The following is a 17,690-nucleotide window of genomic DNA, read 5'->3' on the forward strand; positions in this document are numbered from 1 at the left end:
GCCGCCAGCGTTCGTCCTGAGCCAGGATCAAACTCTCCAAATTGGTATTTAGAAAGAGCGATTGCTCATTTTGAAACTGACGATTCATTAAATGAATCTTTTAAAAATTAACGCGTTCCATTTGTTCAGTTTTCAAAGAACTTGCTCCTGTTATCTTAACACCTCATGTCAAGCACAGGAATTAGATCATATCATATTTCATTATTTCTTGTCAACTTATTTCTTCTTCGCTTGTTCATTCAGCGTCGATGTCTCATAAGCACAAGAGATAATATATCATGCCGATCTGATGTTTGCAAGCTTTTTTTATTAATAATTGAAGTAACGCATAATTCGCACGTATAGGGCACAAATTGATTTCCATAGTGCAATATATATGGCTACAATAAAGCTAAATTAAAATCTGCAATACCAACATTCATAATCCGTCTGGAAAGGAGAAACAATGAACGACAAATCCATACAGGACTCACCGCCTGTAATAAATGAAGCGAAGCAGCGCCATTTGCAACAGACTACCATATACCGTATTTTATTGGCCGTCAGCTTTGTCCATTTATTTAACGACTCGATTCAAGCGCTTATTCCAGCAATGTTCCCTATTCTTAAGGACAATATGTTGCTCTCTTACGCTCAAGTGGGATGGATCGCTTTTGCTCTCAATATCACATCTTCTGTGATTCAGCCCGTTATCGGCTATGCCGCTGACCGTAAACCACGTCCAATATTGCTTCCGCTAGGGATGTGCTGCACCTTCGCCGGTGTATTCCTGCTGGCTTTTGCCGGTAATTATGTATTGGTGATATTCTCAGTGATGCTCGTCGGATTCGGTTCCGCAGCATTTCACCCGGAAGGCATGCGAGTAGCTCATATGGCTGCGGGACAGCGCAAGGGATTATCACAATCCATCTTTCAGGTTGGCGGCAATGCCGGACAGTCCCTGGGGCCGCTGTTAATGAAGTGGGTATTCATCCCGTTCGGACAGATGGGAGCGCTTGGATTCACCGTTATTGCCGCTGCAGGTATCGCTGTTCAGACCTATGTAGCCAGCTGGTACCGGAAAATGTTGAATGAAGGATATACCTTCCGTAAAAAGTCTGCTTCACGCGCCATTGATCCTGCACGCAACAAAAGTATTTTGACGGCCACTATTATTCTGGTCTTCCTGGTATTTGTCCGTTCCTGGTACGGTGCGTCTATCGGCGGTTACTATGCCTTCTACTTAATGAAGAATTATGGGATGTCCATTGATGATGCCCAAATCTACATTTTTATGTACTTAGCTGCTGGTGCGGTTGGCACATTCTTCGGGGGACCGCTTGCTGACCGCTTCGGACGGCGCAATCTGATCCTGATCTCTATGGTGGGAACCGTCCCTTTTGCACTGGCGCTTCCTTTTGTGAGTCAAACCTGGGCGCTTGTTCTGCTGGTGATATCAGGTTTCATCCTATTATCCAGCTTTTCAGTGACCGTGATATATGCCCAAATGCTGTATCCGGGAAACATCGGGACGGTCTCCGGACTGATTACCGGACTTGCTTTTGGACTGGGCGGTATTGGTTCTGTCGTCATTGGTGCGCTTATTGACCGGATTGGCATCATGTCTGTATTCATAGCTTGCGGGTTTCTGCCGCTACTCGGTCTCCTTGCTCTGCTGCTCCCCGGAGATCAAAAACTGGAGGAATGGGCTGCAGAATAATTAACAACATTTTCAAACCTATCTTACGAAACCATGCTTCTTCTCTGTTGAGAACGCCCCAAAGAGAATTATTCATTCACAGCATTATGCGGTACAATTAGTTAAAAGTTGAATGATTCCAATGATCTCGGGTTAGAGGAGGAACACCATTGAAAAAAGCACTGGCAGGGTTCCGCAAAGGGTATGGCAAAAAGCTTGTTTCCATTCACATGTGGAATGCATGGCTGGTATTGATTCTGGCAGTGAGCGGTTTATTGCTGGTTGGCGGTTTCTGGCGGGAGCTGCTTGGTGAGGGGCGGGTGTGGCTGAAATGGGCGCATATCGCTTTTGGGCTGATGCTGCTTGTTCCGGTCCTCTATTATTTGCTGCTTGCAGCCAAGCATTGGAAGAGACTGAAGGGAAAGAACTCGCAGAAGTCCAATGTGGTCTTTGTAATGGTGATGCTGATCGGCTGGATTGTATCCGGGATTGTCCTCTGGCAGTTCAGGATTGCCGGTCCGAGAGCGGCCAATACGGCGCTGTTTATTCATGATCTGCTCACATGGGTAGGGCTTCCGGTCATCATCTACCACTCCATTACAAGGGTCAAATGGCTGAAAGAGCCCAAGAAGCGCTCCATTGTGCCGGAAGTGGCACCAGAAGGTGAGCCCTTGGATATCAGAGTTACTCAGAAGCCTACTGCTCCTGGTGGACCTCAGCCAGTATATACACGGCGTGGTTTTATTAAAGTGGCTGTCGGAGCGGGTCTTGCGGTAACGCTTGGGCCTACCTTTGTACGTTGGATTGGCAAATCGTTGCAGCTTCCTGGAGCCGCCGAGTATGCAGCAAGCAATGCTAATATCCTCGTTCCTGATCCTGTGCCTCTAGCGGATTCCTCACCTCCCATTGGAGGCGGAGCAGAAGGTAGTTTCCGTGTATATACTGTAACGGATATCCCTGCCTTTGATAACGGCAATTGGTCTTTTACTATCGACGGTCTCGTAGACAAAAAGTTCACTTGGAATTGGGATGAGTTCGTCAAGCTTCAACGTGAGGTTCAGGTTAGCGATTTTCACTGTGTCACCGGCTGGTCTGTCTATAAAAACACCTGGGAAGGCCTCCCGCTCGCAAGTCTGCTCGATATGGCCGGAGTAAAGAACATGGCAACGACTGTGAAATTCTATTCCGGTGATGGCGTCTACACCGATTCACTGACTCTGGCTCAAGCGCGTATGGAAGATGTAATGGTCGCTGTGCTTCATGACGGCAAACCTATTCCGAACCAGCTCGGTGGCCCTGTACGTCTGGTGACTCCACAAATGTATGCCTACAAATCAGTGAAGTGGCTGAACCGGATTGAACTCATTGAAGAAGACCATGTTGGCTATTGGGAACAACGTGGATATGATAAGGATGCCTGGCTGCCTAACGCGAAACGGGTATAAGGACAGAGGTAACTGTGCTATATAAGCTGAACTTAAGCATGATGGACGACTGATCTGAGAAACCCTTGTGGATCAAAGATTTCTCCAATACAGCAAATTGGATTCATAAGTTCCAAGGATCCACTATAATTCCTTATAACAAAACGCCCGTCCTCCTGATTTGCAGGGGACGGGCGTTTTGTTATCTATGACAATGAAGATATCAGAATCATACTTGCCGCAGCCTTCTTCCTAGCCTTCCAATAGCCGAAGCAGCTCGTCCTCATCCTCAATCACTTGAATACCCAGCTGCTGAGCCTTGGCCAGCTTACTGCCTGCTTTTTCGCCGGCGATGACGAGATCAGTTTTTTTGGAGACACTGCCGGACACCTTGGCGCCAAGCGCCTCCAGCCGCTCTGCTGCTTCTTCACGGGTAAGCTTCTGCAGCGAACCGGTAAGCACTACTGTTTTGCCGCTGAAGAAGGAATTGGTATTCACTTGGCGTGGAGCTTCCGGTGCCTTCGCTTCTACACCGAGTGTAAGCATACGGTTAATACTGGTTACTACAAATGGATCTGCGAAGAAGCTTACGATGCTCTCGGCTACAATGCCGCCAATGTCAGGAAGCCCGGACAACTCCTCTGCGGTAGCATTCATGACTGCTTCCAGGCTTCGGTAGTGATCAGCCAGCATTTTGGTGGTTGCTTTGCCTGTGTTCGGAATACCTAGTGCAAACAGGAATGACGCAAGGTCCCGCCCTTTGCTCTCTTCCAGCGCCTTAAGCAGATTATCGGCTTTCTTCTCTCCAAAACGCTCCAGCTTCACAAGCTGCTCGAAGGTCAGTTCATATAGATCTGCCGGTTCCCGCACATCCAGTTCCTCATGCAGCTGTCCGGCGGTCTTATCGCTGAAGGTCTCAATATCCATCGCATCCCGTGAGGCAAAATGAGTGATCCGCCCGATGATCTGCGGCTTACAGTTCAGCTTGTTGTTGCAGAAGAGGTGGGCACCGCGCATTTCAAGCGGGAAACCGCAGGCCGGACAATCCTCAGGGAATATAATCTCCCCCCCGTCACTCTCTTCTGTCACCTTGCCGAGAATTTCGGGAATGACATCGTTCGAACGGCGGATGAACACACGTGTCCCCAGAGCATGCTTGAGGTTCTTGCGTTCAATATCTCCAACGTTGTTCAAGGTACAGTTCTGGACAGTAACTCCTGCCAGCTCCACTGCTTCCACGCGTGCCAGAGGAGTGACTTTGCCAGTGCGGCCCACGTTCCAGCTGACCGACTCCAGGATCGTTGTGGTTTCTTCCGCCTCGAACTTGTAAGCCACCGCCCAGCGCGGGAACTTATCGGTGTAACCTAACACCTCACGGATACGGAAGTCAGTTACCTTGATAACCGCGCCGTCAATCAGATAGTCCAGACTCGAGCGGCTCTCCTCGATCTCTGCCAATTGTTCGGTAACTTCGTCAAAGTTATCAAAGTAGGTAAGGTACGGATTGACCTTAAAACGGTTATTCCTCAAAAAATCCATCATTTCCTGATGGTCTGTGAACTGTACACCCTCCGCATAACCTACATTATAGAAGTAAGCGTTCAGCCGGCGGTCGGCGGTCGTCTTAGGGTTGAGGTTACGCAGCGCTCCCGCTGCCCCGTTACGGGCATTCTTGAGCGGTTCAGCCGCCCTAGTATTATAGTCAGCCAGTACAGATAGATTCATAATTCCTTCGCCCTGCACTTCAATGAGACCTTCCTGGAATGGAATCGTTAATGGGACTGATTTGATGGTCTTTACCTGGGCAAGGATGCCTTCCCCGGTCACCCCATTACCGCGGGTAGCCGCTTGTACAAGCACTCCGTCGCGATAGGTCAGATTCAGCGTTAAGCCGTCAAACTTCAGTTCTACCGCATAGCAGGGCGCCGGAAGAGGATGATCAGGATTCTTGGTATTGTAATCATTCACCAGCTTCAGCAACCGGGTATTCCAGCTGCGAAGCTGTTCAATATTCTGCGCTTTATCCAGACTCCATAGCGGAGCCAGATGACGGTGTGGTGTGAACCCTTTGAGCAGTTCTCCCCCTACGCGCTGAGTAGGTGAATGAGGCAGCACGATGCCGCTCTCTGCTTCCAGGGCTACAAGCTTATCGTAAAGTGCATCATATTCTTTGTCGCTGACCTTCGGCGCATCCAGCGTATAGTAATGATAGTTATATTGATTCAGCTCAGCTACGAGCTCCTCCATAGTGTGCATAGCATCCATCGGGGAACATCCCTCCATCAAATAGTATCCTACGGCTAGCGTGGACTAAAAACGCATTCGTTAATCGCAAGCGAATTATTCGACTTTGGTAATTGGCGCAAAGCCGGCCAGCAGACGCTTCACACCCACCGGCGCCGGAAAAGCAATCTGCAGCTCCGTATCGTTGCCGCTGCCCTTCACGGAGACAACGGTGCCGGTGCCCCATTTGCCGTGGGAGACCTTGTCGCCGGCCTTGTATTCGCCGGGCGCCGATGCTCCCGGAGCGCGCTGCGCGCTTCCGGTGGTCACGGTCACGCGGCTCGCACTAGCCGCCGCGGACGCAGTGCTGCCGCCGAAGCCGGCGCTCCCGCCGCCTGCCGGCGCATTACCGGCAGCGCCGCTGCGGCTGCCGAAGTTCCCCCGGCTGCCACCCCCGAAGCCGCGGCCGCCATAAGCACCGCCAACCTCCGCTCCGCGCCGGAAGCGGTCCGAAGCCCCACCGGTATCTTCCTTCAGCTCCTCCGGAATCTCCTCCAGGAAGCGCGACGGCGGATTCGCTGTCGTCCGCCCGAACAGCGTGCGCATCCGGGCGCAACTGAGGAACAGCTGCTTCTCCGCACGGGTGATCCCTACGTACGCCAGACGCCGTTCTTCTTCCAATTCATCATTGTCCTGGAAGGCCCGGCTGTGCGGGAATACGCCCTCTTCCATCCCGATAATGAAGACAGTCGGGAACTCCAGCCCCTTAGCGCTGTGCATGGTCATCAGCACAACAGCGTCACTGCGCTCTTCATCATCGTTCACGCTGTCAATGTCTGCGATTAGTGCCAAGTCGGTCAGGAAGGAGACCAGTGACTTATCTTCATTGTTCTTCTCGAATTCCATGGTGACTGACAGGAATTCGTCGATATTTTCCAGCCGGGAGCGGGATTCAAGGGTGTTCTCATTCTGCAGCTCCAGACGGTACTGGGATAGCTCCAGAATCTTCTCCGTAAGTTCCGTCACTGAGAGGAATTCCACCATACGGTGCAGCGCCTCGATCATATCGTAGAACTCCACCAGAGTATTGCGCGTCCGTCCGGCGAAGCCAAGGTCATCCACCGTCTGCAGCGCACGGAAGATCGATACACCTTGAGACGCAGCGGATGCAGCCAGCTTGCCTACTGTCGTATCTCCCAGCCCCCGCTTCGGAACATTGATAATCCGCGTTAAGCTGATATCGTCATCGGGATTGGACAAGAGACGCAGATACGCCAGCAGATCCTTGATTTCTTTGCGGTCATAGAACTTGATCCCGCCGACAATCTGATAGGGGATATCCGATTTGATCAGAATTTCTTCTATTACACGCGATTGGGCATTCGTCCGGTACAGGATGGCATGGTTCTGGTAGGCCTGGCCCTGCTTAACACTTTTGCTGATCTCACCCGTAACAAAGTAGCCTTCATCATGCTCAGAGTCGCCGCGGAACACTTTGATCTTCTCGCCTTCCGCAGAATCCGTCCACAGCTTCTTGGGCTTCCGTCCCGTATTCAGCGCAATCACGCCATTGGCTGCATTCAGAATGTTCGAGGTAGAGCGGTAGTTCTGCTCCAGCATAATCGTCTTGGCTTCGGGATAGTCCTCTTCAAAATTCAAAATATTCGATATATCCGCTCCGCGCCAGCGATAAATCGACTGATCACTGTCGCCGACAACACAAATACGGTGATGGCTGTCCGCCAGCATCCGGCAGAGCATATACTGCGCCCTGTTCGTATCCTGATACTCGTCGACATGGATGTACTTGAACTTCTTCTGGTAGAAATCCAATACCTCCGGCACTTCCTTGAACAATTCGATCGTCTTCATGATCAGATCATCGAAGTCCAGCGAGTTGTTGGCTCTCAGCCGCTTCTGGTACATGGTATATACTTTGGCCACGAGACCTTCCATATAATCGCCGATTTTCTGTTCATATTGTGCGGGCGTAATGAGTTCATTCTTGGCAGTACTGATCATCGACTGGACAGCCTTGGGTTCAAACTTCTTCGTGTCGATATTCAAATCCTTCATGCAGTTACGGATAACGGATAACTGGTCAGTAGAATCCAGAATGGAGAAGTTGGAGGTGAACCCGATCCGCTCAATATCCTTGCGCAGAATCCGCACACTCATCGAGTGAAAGGTGGAGACCCAAATATCCCGGCCTTCCGGTCCTACCAGCTTGGAGACACGTTCCTGCATCTCCCGGGCGGCCTTATTGGTAAAGGTAATCGCCAGAATCGCCCAAGGCGGCGCTTTGCGGTTCGCAATCAGCCAGGCAATGCGGTGGGTAAGCACACGTGTCTTCCCGCTTCCTGCTCCAGCCATAATCAGCAAGGGACCTTCAGTGGTTTCTACAGCCTGACGCTGCGGAGGATTAAGCCGGCTAACGGCATCCTGTATGTTAACAAGTTGCATGTGTGACATGCTCCTTTCTGAATATCGTGAATTAAAGGAACGGTATCGCCGTTCTTTTATAGGGTAAAGTCCATCTGCGTTGTTCTCTTAACCGCCTGTACGGTAAGCAGCGCCTGCTGCACATCCCGGTAGATGATATTCCCGACCACTACTGTATCACATAGGGCAGCAGCCTGCTCAGCTTCTGAATCAGAGGTAATCCCGCCTCCATAAAATAACTGACTATACTCAACAGTTTCTCTTACGGTCCGTACCGTCTCCATATCGCCAAAGGTACCGCTATATTCCAGGTAGACAATGGGCAGGCTCATCAGCTTGTCTGCAATCTGCGCATAAGCAGCGGCACCTTCTCCGCTCAATGAGCAGTCGGCACCTGTAAGACGGGCCACAGCAGAGTCCCCGTTCAGCACAATATATCCTTCTGCAAGGAAATGCTCCCATGGAATCAAGCTTCCATAACGCTCAATCGCCCGACGGTGATGACCCAATATCCAGTCTGGTTGCGGGCTGTTCAGCACCATGGGAATCAGATACAGATCAAAACCCGGCACAACCGCCTCAAGGTCTGAAACCTCAAGTGCACAAGGAAGTTCGAATTGACGCACTCTTGCCAGCAATTCAGCTGTATTCTCATAAGTCACTCCGGTAGAACCACCGACCAGTATCGCGTCCGTCCCCGATAAGCAAACCGCAGTAAGTTCAGACTCTCCGAGCTCCCGGTCCGGATCCAGCTTAAAAACATGCCTCCACTGCCGAATCGTTTGCCTTATTTCATTCATCTTCGTCCATCCTCATTATTCAACCGATTAGATTGGGTACGATTTACATGCTTTTTATTCATGCCAAAAACACTTCCGCTCCCGCAAAAGCTGTACCTCTAGTCTATGCCAGCAATAAGGGGGGTGTCAATTTAAAGAGCGGAAAAATGCGAACATTTTTTCGCCTTTTTCCGCTCTTTAACGCAGCCCTTTGAACTGGCTCAAATCTTCCTCAGAAACAAAGTCTGTATAGAACCCGTCCACACCCATGCGCGACAATTTAACAATCTCTGCTTCGTCATTAAGAGTGTGCACATAGATACGGGCTCCGGCTTTTTTCAGCTTCTGTACAAAACCATAAGTGGCCCGTGTGTCAGGCATGGTGATATCCACACCGCTCTTTTTCACAAAATCAATCACTTGGTCATCACTGTCCTGTGACTGGTATAGGGTATACAGCACCTCCGGGAAAACATGCACCTTGTTAATCACATCCAGCATGTCCTGGCTGTAGATCTGCGGAACCACCCGATCCAAAAGGTTCGGATCACGGTGCTCTGCCGCCTCCGTAATGAGCTTGAACTGCTGAGTTATCAGCTCCGGCTTAATCTCCTTCGTATCTGTAACGATATAGGCATCCGGATAAGCCTGCATAAGATCAAGGATTCTCTCCACATCCAGCGGAGAATAGATATTCAGAATGGGACTGTTCATAAAGTGGGCATAATCCAGCACAGCACCTTGTCTGGCAGCAGGCAGTACCGTTTGTTGACCCAGCAGCTTGCTCATATTATTCGTCCACTCGTGACGGGCGACTAGCTGATCGTCAGTGGTAAGGAGTAAATCCACTTCGAAGACCCGGCTTTCTTGCTCGTAATTGGCTACAAAGGCTTCAAAAGAGTTGGTATACGCATGTCCGTTGATTCCCCCCATAGCATGGGCAACGATCCGGTGGGATGCGAAGCCGGTTGACGGCTTATTCTCTTGGTCACCGAGGGTAATCACTAACATAGAGATCAAAGCAAAGATCATAACGACTGTAGCAATGACTTTTGTTTTTTTCATAGATGTGGTTTCCTTTGCAACAGTAGGATTAAAAAAGAAGAAACGGATGTGTCTTCCTCAAATTTCAAGGAGGGCACCCGTTTCAACAGGTATAACTATTCGAATGTAATAAGTTCAGTAAGCATTTTTGAATCCGTTACGAATGGTCTTCCATATAATCCGGATATCGAACAGCAGCGACCAATTCTCGATATAGAAAATATCATGCTTGATCCGCTCCTCAATGGAGGTATCCCCACGGAGACCGTTACTCTGTGCCCAGCCGGTAATTCCCGGACGCACATGATGCTTGACCATATACTTCGGGATTTCTCCGCGGAATTGCTCTACGAAAAAAGGACGTTCCGGCCGCGGTCCCACCACACTCATCTGGCCAAACAGCACGTTGAAAAATTGTGGCAGCTCATCCAGGCTAGTCTTCCGGATAAAGGTCCCGAACCGGGTCCGGCGGGGATCAACAGGAGTACTCCAGCCCGTATCTTCCTCCCCATCCTGCTGCATCTTCATCGAGCGGAACTTGTACATCATGAAAGTGCGCCGGTTCAGCCCTACCCGTTCCTGTCTGAAAATCACCGGCCCCGGGGAAGTCAGCCGCACACCGAGAGCCACAATGAGCATCACAGGGGACATCACAATAATGGCAAACAGCGAGAAAAGGATATCAAAGGCGCGTTTGGCCAGCTTGTTGCCGGTCATATCCAGCGGAATGTCACGCACATTAATCATCGGCATTCCAGCAAAGTTATCAAAGTACGGACGGGCTGGCAAATAATCGAAGAAATCAGGAATAATCAGCGTCCGTACTCCGGCCTTCTCGCAGGCGGCGATAATTGCCGGATATTTAGAATGGGCATCCAGTGGCAGAGCAAGAATCACTTCGTCCACCGGCAGCATTTCCAGCATCCCAGGCAATTCATCCACTGTTCCCAAAATCGGCTTGTAGCGTTCCCCTTCAATGCCATCCCATGTGTGGTAATCATCCAGAAAGCCAATGGTCTCATACCCGAGCTCCGGGTACTGCACCAAGTTGTTGTAGAATCTTTTACCCAAAGTACCGGCCCCCAGAATCAGGACGAATTGACGGTTGAAGCCTTTTTCGCGGAGGGACTTCAGCATTTTCTTGAGCACATAACGGTACAGCATGATGGACAGGACATTTAAACCCATATAGATCGCAAGGTATTGCCGGGATACGTCAATTTCCTTCAGAAAGAACATTAAGCCGAGCAGCATAAAGATGGCCATGATATGCACCTGGAAAATCTTAATGAACTCGTCGATGAAGCGTTTCTTGCGCTTCGGTAAATACAGTGCGAGCACAATTCCAATTAATACAGAGATTGCGCCGTAAATAACGCTCCAATAAGCATAGGATTCCACAGGCAGTGTATTGTAGGATTCGAGTAGACCACTTCTGAATTTAAGCCACCAAGCCACTAGAAAGGACAGTTGAATGACCAGAAAATCGGCTACCATATACAGCTGTGTCAAAAACCTCTGATTACGGCGAATCATAATCTCACCTCAGCATTCGATTCCGTTCTTGAACCGGACTCCCCGGAGACTGTAAGGCTCTGCGCCGGCGAAGGCACGGCCTGGGGACGGATCAGCGCATTGCGTACCAGTGAAAGCAAGAACTTCACACCCACTCCGGCATAGACCGCTCCATTTATCATACTGTTGTACCGCTTGCTATAATGCTTGCGGTGAAATAAAATCATTGCCCGATGGAACTCGTACACGATCTTGAACGGTCTGCGCCGTGCACTGCCGCCCTTGAGATGTACAATGGAGGTCTGCGGATAATAATAAATCCCCCATCCGGCCTCTTTGATCCGGAAACACCAATCCAAATCCTCACCGTACATAAAAAAGTCTTCATCCAAGCCGCCGACCTGATCTATCGTCTTCCGCCGCAGCAGCATAAACGCCCCGACGAGACAATCTACAGGATAATCCTGATCGGGATCCAGATAACCTAGTTGATAGCCATTGAATCTCGGCTTGTCCGGGAAGAGCTTACTGAAGCCAAAAGCATAATAGAAAGAAGCAGAAGGAGTCGGAAATCCCCGCTTACAGGCCTTGTCCAGTGAACCATCCGGCAAAATTACTTTACAGCCCGAAGCTCCAAGATCCGGCCGGCTGTCCATAAAGGAGATCATCGTCTGCAGGGTATCCTTCCGCACGACCGTATCCGAATTCAGCAGCAGCACATACCGGCCTGAAGCCACTTCCATTCCCTGATTATTAGCACGGGCAAATCCGACATTCTCACTGTTAGCGATTAACATCACACCAGGAAATTCCCGGCTGATCCGCTCTACCGAGTCATCCCGGGAGTTATTGTCTATTAGAATGATTTCATAGAAAAAATTAGTTACCGAATCATATACCGACCTCAGACAATCCATCGTCAGGCGGCATGTATTGTAATTTAGGACAATGATACTGACATCTACACTCAATGCGGTACGCTCCTGACAAATATAGTAATCTATCGACAACCATTATAACACAAAACCTCTCTGATAGGCGTAGACGACCCGGGAGGTTTTAACAAATTTATCCACATAAGCAGAAGAGACTGCGGGAGATATTAGGAGTTGCTGCAGCACTTCTATTAAATTTCTCGCTTCTCACTTCTTATCTCTCACTTCTCAATCTCGTAACTTTGTCCTGAATGTACTTGCGTTTGTGCTTGAGGTTCTTCCATTGTGTAAAAAAGGAGCCCCAGGCTTTGATTAACTTCGGTTCCTTTATCAGCATATACCCGTGTGCCGCAAGCTCGTAAGGCAAAGCATAGAGGAATGTTGAAATTAGCTTGCGGGCAGGTTCGTTTTTATAGATCATTTTGTAGCGGTTAATATAGGAAATTCTCCGGATGAACATTGGTTTGCTGTCACGACCAGAAGTTTTCCAGCCCCGTTCGTGATGACCAATCGCTCCAGCATCATAATAGGCTAACCAGCCGAAGAGTCCAGCCCTCCAGGCTACATCCACATCTTCCTTATAAGCAAAGAAATCTGCATCAAAAAACTCTCCGTCTATACTGATATCCTCAATCATCCGCCGGGAGTACATGGCCGCCGCACCAGACACCCCAAATACTAACCCGGATGCCGGCCAGCTCGCAGCAGGCTCTCCCGCGCCACGATCAAAGGCACGCCGCGCCCTGTTCATCCGCAGTCCCGTGCTATCTACAAGAGAGTCATCCGCTTTTAACAACAGCTTACCGGTAGCGCTGCCGATCTGCGAGTTGGCTTCCATCTGCTTGATGAGTCTGGATACATAATCCGGCGCAAGCGTCAGATCCGGATTCAGAACCAGAACATAGTCTGTATTCGTGGCAGCAATGGCCTGGTTATGGGCGGGGGCGAAGCCGGTGTTAGTGTGGTTTTCCAAGATAATTAGAGAAGGAACTCTTGCCTCCCCTTTTAAAGCACCCTCCGCCCCTACTTTCTCCGGTTGGGCTAAATAGGCCTTCGCTTGGATTCTACGACTGAACTCTTTCACCTTATCCTTACAAGCGTCTGCTGAAGCATTATCCACTACCACGATCTGTTCAATAGGATAGTCCTGTGCCATGACTGCTGTCAGACAATCCTTAATATCCTCCGCGCTGTTGTAGGTAACAATATGTATGCTGACGGTTTTGTTATTGATCGTATGATTGATATTATTTATTTGGTTATTCATAAGAGCCCTCGGATTCTGGTATATGTAGCAGGTAAGCATGCTGAGCCAAAGCTAAAGCAGCTTCATTCCATTATACCGAAAACAAGATGGGGCGGCTATGTGTGCTTGTAGTGGTCTACTTCATAAAAAAACTCCCAACCGCCAGGCGCGGTCAGGAGTTCTCATTTAGTTAATCTATTATCATGTTATTAAGCATTCCTTTATTTCAGCTCAAGCAAAAAGTCCCTTAGCCCTTCACGCCATGGCCGTATATCCTTGAACCCGTTCGTGCGAATGGATAGATGCTCCATCACCGAATACGCGGGACGCGGCGCCGGACGTGGGAACTGCTCTGTTGTGCAGGGTTCCAGCTTTGCAGTAAATTTCAACCCCAGGATATCCTCCGCCTCAGCGAAGATCGCCTGTGTGAACTCATACCAGGTACAGAACTCACTATTTGAGGCATGGTAGATACCATACTTTTCCGTTTGTATAAGCTCCAGCAAAAACTTGGCCAGATCCACCGTATAGGTAGGCGAGCCCACTTGATCATCCACTACCTGAATTAGTGGTTTTTCCTGCCCCAGCTTAAGCATGGTTTTCACAAAGTTATTGGCATACTTGCCATACACCCAGGAAGTACGCACGATGAAGAACTTCGTGGATAAGGACTGCACGAGGATTTCTCCAGCCCGCTTCGATTTACCATAGATAGTGTTAGGATTGGTATTATCATATTCATGGTATGGCCGTGTTCCCGTACCATCAAAAACATAATCCGTGCTGATGCATACCATCTTCGCTCCCACCTTCTCCGCAGCAAGTGCTACGTTCCGGCTTCCTGTCGCATTAATCAGATAAGCAGCATCGATGTCAGTCTCTGCGACATCTACTGCAGTATGAGCGGCACAATGAATCACAGCATCCGGCTTGAATTCACCAATGATCTCCACACATTGATCCAGATCGGTAATATCCATCTCCTGGCGGTCACAACCCAGCACCTCATGACCTTGTGCCTGCAGCAACAGTACCAAATCCTGACCCAATTGCCCGGCTGAGCCTGTTACAAGCACCTTCATCTTAGGCATTACAGAGAATCCCCCAGACGGCTGCCGTACTGGAGCGCGGCATATTTCTGGTATTCCCCCGATTGGATACGGGTCCACCATTCCTGGTTATTCAGATACCACTGTATCGTTTCCTTAATCCCCGTCTCAAAAGTATGCTTAGGCTTCCAGCCCAGATCTCTTGTGATTTTGGTAGGATCGATGCCGTAGCGGCGGTCATGGCCAGGACGGTCTTGAACATACGTGATCAGTGAATCTGGTTTGCCCAGCTCTTGCAGCACTGTGTTTACAATATGCACATTCGTACGCTCATTGTTCCCGCCAATATTATATACTTCACCATTAACACCTTCATGAATGACCAGATCGATGGCACTGCAATGATCCTCAACATACAGCCAGTCACGAATATTCATTCCATCGCCATAGACCGGCAACGCCTGATCCGCAAGTGCTCGTGAAATCATGAGCGGAATGAGCTTTTCAGGGAATTGGTAGGGACCATAGTTGTTGGAGCAGCGGGTGATATTTACCGGCAGTCCAAATGTCTCATGGTAAGCACGTACCAATAAATCCCCGCCCGCTTTACTTGCCGAGTAAGGGCTGTTTGGAGTTAGTGGAGTCTCTTCCGTAAATAACCCGGTAGCTCCAAGCGATCCGTATACCTCATCCGTAGATACCTGAACGAACTTCGTAATACTGTACTTTTTAGCCGCGTCCAAAAGCACTTGCGTACCCAGTACATTCGTCTTCACAAATACTTCCGGTTCCAGAATACTCCGGTCCACATGTGACTCCGCCGCAAAGTTGACCACAACGTCAACGCCTTGGCTAATCAGCGAATCCATCGCCGCCACATCAGTAATATCCGCCTTAACAAACGTATAGTTCGGATGGCCTTCCACGGATTTCAAATTCTCCAGATTGCCAGCGTATGTCAAAGCGTCAACATTGATGATTTTGTAATTCGGGTGCTGCTGCAGCATGTATATTACGAAGTTGCTGCCGATGAATCCGGCTCCGCCGGTAACAAGCAGTTTCATTTGTGTACCCACCTTTTTCCTAGAAGTGATAATGTATGAACCGTTTCCGGACGGAAGCGATTATTCGCAATAAGTATTAATCAAAGTTTAACTCCGCATCCTTCAATAACGGATGACGCTGGTCTTTATCCGACAACACAGGAGCAGACGTAGGCCAATCAATGCCAAGCGCCGGATCACTCCATAATATGCCGCGGTCATTCTCAGGGGAATAATATTCGTCCACTTTGTATAAGACTTGGGTGTTCGGCACAAGTGTGCAGAAGCCATGAGCGAAGCCCTTGGGCACCAGCAGCTGGCGTTTATTATATTCACTAAGGATAACCCCGACCCATTGGCCAAATGTAGGCGAGTTACGGCGGATATCTACGATCACATCATAAATAGCCCCGGTGAGCACACGAATCAGCTTTGTCTGTGCCTTCGGATTCAACTGGTAATGCAGCCCCCGTAGAACACCAACCTCTACCGAGAGGGATTGATTGTCTTGGATAAAATTAAAGTTCACGCCTGCTTTATGCATGATTTCTTCATTATAGCTCTCCATGAAAAAGCCCCGGTTGTCGCCATGGACCACCGGTTCAAGGATGGATGAACCCTGCAACTTTAAGGATGTAACCTTCATTTAAAACAGCACCTCCATAACTAAAGTTTCAATTTCCCAAATTCCTCACCAAATACAATATCTTGTGCCAAGTTGTGCGCTTTAGCTAAAGAGGCGTGTGTACCCGCATCCGTCCACCAACCCTGGAGAACATCGAATGTTAACTCTCCACGATTAATATATGCATTGTTCACATCTGTAATCTCTAGTTCTCCACGAGCTGAAGGTGTGATTGTCTTGATAATATTGAATACTTCACTATCAAACATATATATTCCTGTTACTGCAAAATTTGATCTAGGGTTCTGTGGTTTCTCTTCAATGGAAAGAATACGGTCACCTTGCAGTTCTGGTACACCAAAACGTTTCGGATCAGCAACTTCCTGAATCAGAATTTTAGCTCCAGTTTTTTGTTCACGGAAATTATGCACATAAGGAGCAATATCATCCTCAAACACATTATCGCCCAGAATAACAACCATTTGGTCTTGTCCGACGAATTGTTCAGCTAAATCAAGAGCTTGGGCAATTCCACCTGCTTCATCTTGTACCTTATAAGTGAAACACACACCCATTTCTCTTCCGCTTCCTAATAAATTCACAACATCTCCCATGTGTTCCTTACCAGTGACGATAAGAATATCTTTCACATCAGCCTGTTTAAGTTTGTACACAGAGTGGAAGATCATTGGATATTTCCCTACTGGTAAAAGGTGCTTATTAGTTACTTTGGTTAATGGGTACAGTCGCGAGCCTGTACCTCCTGCAAGAATTATGCCTTTCATAATACCCCTCCAGAATCACCATTCACTTCTGCTTTTGAAGTAAATGCCCAATATTTATTTAGAGCGAAATTCAATATAGGAACTACAATTATTGCTATCAACTGACCTATCATGTAATTTAAATTCAATATATTTTGGACTATATAGAGGATTGATAGGTTAACAAGTAAACCTATTAAAGAAACAATAAGATATTTCAAAAAAAATTGTATGTGGAATTTTTGTTTGAAGGTTAAAATACTGTTTAAATAATAAGAAATAATCAAAGACAAGAAGAAACCACATGTTGATGATAACAATGGATTTAAATCTGCCAATTCAGTCAATAGCCATAAAGTCCCCGTATGCGCTAATGTTCCAATACCCCCAACAAATACATAACTAATAAGTTGGTTAGAAAAAAAGCGATTAAATGCCATTTTCATCATCGTTTATGTCTCACCATTTGATTCACTTTGTTTGAGGTATTTGTTTTCCGAATCATACAGGGTCCTTTCGTCTTTCAAAGTAACTCTACTCAAATATTATTCCCGGCTCTGTTTAGTTTCTACTAATTTTATGATATCTCTTTTCATCATACCCACTTCTTGAGTTAATTGCCTTAACTTATGGGATAAATTAGATAGCGATATGCTAAGACTGAAAATTATTACTAAACTACATAATATACCTAAAAGAAAAACGAAATTAGAAGGTTCTTGGAAGCCGAATAGATGAGTGAAATAAAAGGCTATTTTTGGTATTAAAGCCACAATCAACATAACAACTACCATAGAAATCCATAATAAGGCATACTTTAATTGAAGTTCATACTTTTTAATCATATTTATTAGCAGAAACAAAAAAAGTACCGTCAGCATTATTAAAAAAATCTGAAGCTTGAAGGGAAACATTTGTATCAT

Annotated in this window: 15 protein-coding genes; 2 read left to right on the top strand and 13 right to left on the bottom strand. The window is 48.0% G+C overall.

Features of this window, described 5'->3' with window-relative positions; all coding sequences use genetic code 11:
* Positions 1–445: 445 nt before the first annotated feature.
* Together AC0MA3_RS21660 and AC0MA3_RS21665 are read left to right on the top strand one after the other, a co-directional pair.
* Positions 446–1,699, top strand: a complete 1,254-nt coding sequence (locus AC0MA3_RS21660; RefSeq protein WP_474657729.1) for an MFS transporter — start codon at positions 446–448, stop codon at positions 1,697–1,699.
* 149 nt (positions 1,700–1,848) lie between these two features.
* On the top strand, positions 1,849–3,123 hold the full coding sequence (locus AC0MA3_RS21665) for a molybdopterin-dependent oxidoreductase (protein WP_474657730.1): 1,275 nt from the start codon (positions 1,849–1,851) through the stop codon (positions 3,121–3,123).
* Between the two features lie 231 nt (positions 3,124–3,354).
* Here AC0MA3_RS21665 and ligA read toward each other — a convergent pair whose 3' ends face one another.
* From ligA to AC0MA3_RS21730, 13 genes are all read right to left on the bottom strand, one after another.
* Positions 3,355–5,367, bottom strand: a complete 2,013-nt coding sequence (gene ligA / locus AC0MA3_RS21670) for an NAD-dependent DNA ligase LigA (RefSeq protein ID WP_474657731.1) — start codon at positions 5,365–5,367, stop codon at positions 3,355–3,357.
* A gap of 75 nt (positions 5,368–5,442) precedes the next feature.
* Entirely contained in the window at positions 5,443–7,788 is a 2,346-nt protein-coding gene (pcrA, locus tag AC0MA3_RS21675; protein ID WP_474657732.1) for a DNA helicase PcrA, read from the bottom strand.
* Between the two features lie 56 nt (positions 7,789–7,844).
* Complete coding sequence (gene pcrB / locus AC0MA3_RS21680; RefSeq protein WP_474657733.1) at positions 7,845–8,567, bottom strand: heptaprenylglyceryl phosphate synthase; 723 nt, start codon at positions 8,565–8,567, stop codon at positions 7,845–7,847.
* A gap of 177 nt (positions 8,568–8,744) precedes the next feature.
* Positions 8,745–9,611 carry a phosphatidylinositol-specific phospholipase C/glycerophosphodiester phosphodiesterase family protein gene (locus tag AC0MA3_RS21685; RefSeq protein WP_474657734.1) on the bottom strand — a complete coding sequence of 289 codons (867 nt, stop codon included), beginning with the start codon at positions 9,609–9,611 and terminating at the stop codon, positions 8,745–8,747.
* 114 nt (positions 9,612–9,725) lie between these two features.
* Positions 9,726–11,126, bottom strand: coding sequence for an undecaprenyl-phosphate glucose phosphotransferase (locus tag AC0MA3_RS21690; protein ID WP_474657735.1), 1,401 nt, complete (start codon positions 11,124–11,126; stop codon positions 9,726–9,728).
* Complete coding sequence (locus AC0MA3_RS21695) at positions 11,123–12,022, bottom strand: glycosyltransferase family 2 protein (protein WP_474657806.1); 900 nt, start codon at positions 12,020–12,022, stop codon at positions 11,123–11,125. The genes AC0MA3_RS21690 and AC0MA3_RS21695 overlap by 4 nt, the downstream gene beginning before the upstream one ends.
* 232 nt (positions 12,023–12,254) lie before the next feature.
* Positions 12,255–13,307: a glycosyltransferase family 2 protein gene (locus AC0MA3_RS21700; RefSeq protein WP_474657736.1), complete on the bottom strand. Its 1,053-nt coding sequence runs from the start codon at positions 13,305–13,307 to the stop codon at positions 12,255–12,257.
* Between the two features lie 200 nt (positions 13,308–13,507).
* Entirely contained in the window at positions 13,508–14,368 is an 861-nt protein-coding gene (gene rfbD / locus AC0MA3_RS21705; protein WP_474657807.1) for a dTDP-4-dehydrorhamnose reductase, read from the bottom strand.
* Positions 14,369–14,376: 8 nt separating this feature from the next.
* Positions 14,377–15,399, bottom strand: coding sequence for a dTDP-glucose 4,6-dehydratase (rfbB, locus tag AC0MA3_RS21710; RefSeq protein ID WP_474657737.1), 1,023 nt, complete (start codon positions 15,397–15,399; stop codon positions 14,377–14,379).
* A gap of 76 nt (positions 15,400–15,475) precedes the next feature.
* Positions 15,476–16,024, bottom strand: a complete 549-nt coding sequence (gene rfbC / locus AC0MA3_RS21715) for a dTDP-4-dehydrorhamnose 3,5-epimerase (protein WP_474657738.1) — start codon at positions 16,022–16,024, stop codon at positions 15,476–15,478.
* 20 nt (positions 16,025–16,044) lie between these two features.
* Positions 16,045–16,788 (bottom strand): sugar phosphate nucleotidyltransferase, encoded by a 744-nt coding sequence (locus AC0MA3_RS21720; RefSeq protein ID WP_474657739.1) that lies wholly within the window; start codon positions 16,786–16,788, stop codon positions 16,045–16,047.
* Complete coding sequence (locus tag AC0MA3_RS21725) at positions 16,785–17,216, bottom strand: GtrA family protein (protein WP_474657740.1); 432 nt, start codon at positions 17,214–17,216, stop codon at positions 16,785–16,787. The genes AC0MA3_RS21720 and AC0MA3_RS21725 overlap by 4 nt, the downstream gene beginning before the upstream one ends.
* Positions 17,217–17,312: 96 nt before the next feature.
* Positions 17,313–17,690, bottom strand: coding sequence for a DUF2304 domain-containing protein (locus AC0MA3_RS21730; protein WP_474657741.1), 378 nt, complete (start codon positions 17,688–17,690; stop codon positions 17,313–17,315).

The organism is Paenibacillus sp. LS-5 (assembly GCF_056121505.1).

Excerpts from the sequence above, each read along its gene's own strand:
- pcrA (WP_474657732.1), bottom strand. The coding sequence starts at position 7,788 with ATGCAACTTGTTAACATACAGGATGCCGTTAGCCGGCTTAATCCTCCG.
- AC0MA3_RS21685 (WP_474657734.1), bottom strand. The coding sequence starts at position 9,611 with ATGAAAAAAACAAAAGTCATTGCTACAGTCGTTATGATCTTTGCTTTG.
- rfbD (WP_474657807.1), bottom strand. The coding sequence starts at position 14,368 with ATGAAGGTGCTTGTAACAGGCTCAGCCGGGCAATTGGGTCAGGATTTG.
- AC0MA3_RS21720 (WP_474657739.1), bottom strand. The coding sequence starts at position 16,788 with ATGAAAGGCATAATTCTTGCAGGAGGTACAGGCTCGCGACTGTACCCA.
- pcrB (WP_474657733.1), bottom strand. The coding sequence starts at position 8,567 with ATGAATGAAATAAGGCAAACGATTCGGCAGTGGAGGCATGTTTTTAAG.
- AC0MA3_RS21695 (WP_474657806.1), bottom strand. The coding sequence starts at position 12,022 with ATGGATTGTCTGAGGTCGGTATATGATTCGGTAACTAATTTTTTCTAT.
- AC0MA3_RS21725 (WP_474657740.1), bottom strand. The coding sequence starts at position 17,216 with ATGATGAAAATGGCATTTAATCGCTTTTTTTCTAACCAACTTATTAGT.
- AC0MA3_RS21730 (WP_474657741.1), bottom strand. The coding sequence starts at position 17,690 with ATGATACAAATGTTTCCCTTCAAGCTTCAGATTTTTTTAATAATGCTG.
- rfbB (WP_474657737.1), bottom strand. The coding sequence starts at position 15,399 with ATGAAACTGCTTGTTACCGGCGGAGCCGGATTCATCGGCAGCAACTTC.
- ligA (WP_474657731.1), bottom strand. The coding sequence starts at position 5,367 with ATGGATGCTATGCACACTATGGAGGAGCTCGTAGCTGAGCTGAATCAA.
- AC0MA3_RS21660 (WP_474657729.1), top strand. The coding sequence starts at position 446 with ATGAACGACAAATCCATACAGGACTCACCGCCTGTAATAAATGAAGCG.
- AC0MA3_RS21700 (WP_474657736.1), bottom strand. The coding sequence starts at position 13,307 with ATGAATAACCAAATAAATAATATCAATCATACGATCAATAACAAAACC.
- AC0MA3_RS21690 (WP_474657735.1), bottom strand. The coding sequence starts at position 11,126 with ATGATTCGCCGTAATCAGAGGTTTTTGACACAGCTGTATATGGTAGCC.
- rfbC (WP_474657738.1), bottom strand. The coding sequence starts at position 16,024 with ATGAAGGTTACATCCTTAAAGTTGCAGGGTTCATCCATCCTTGAACCG.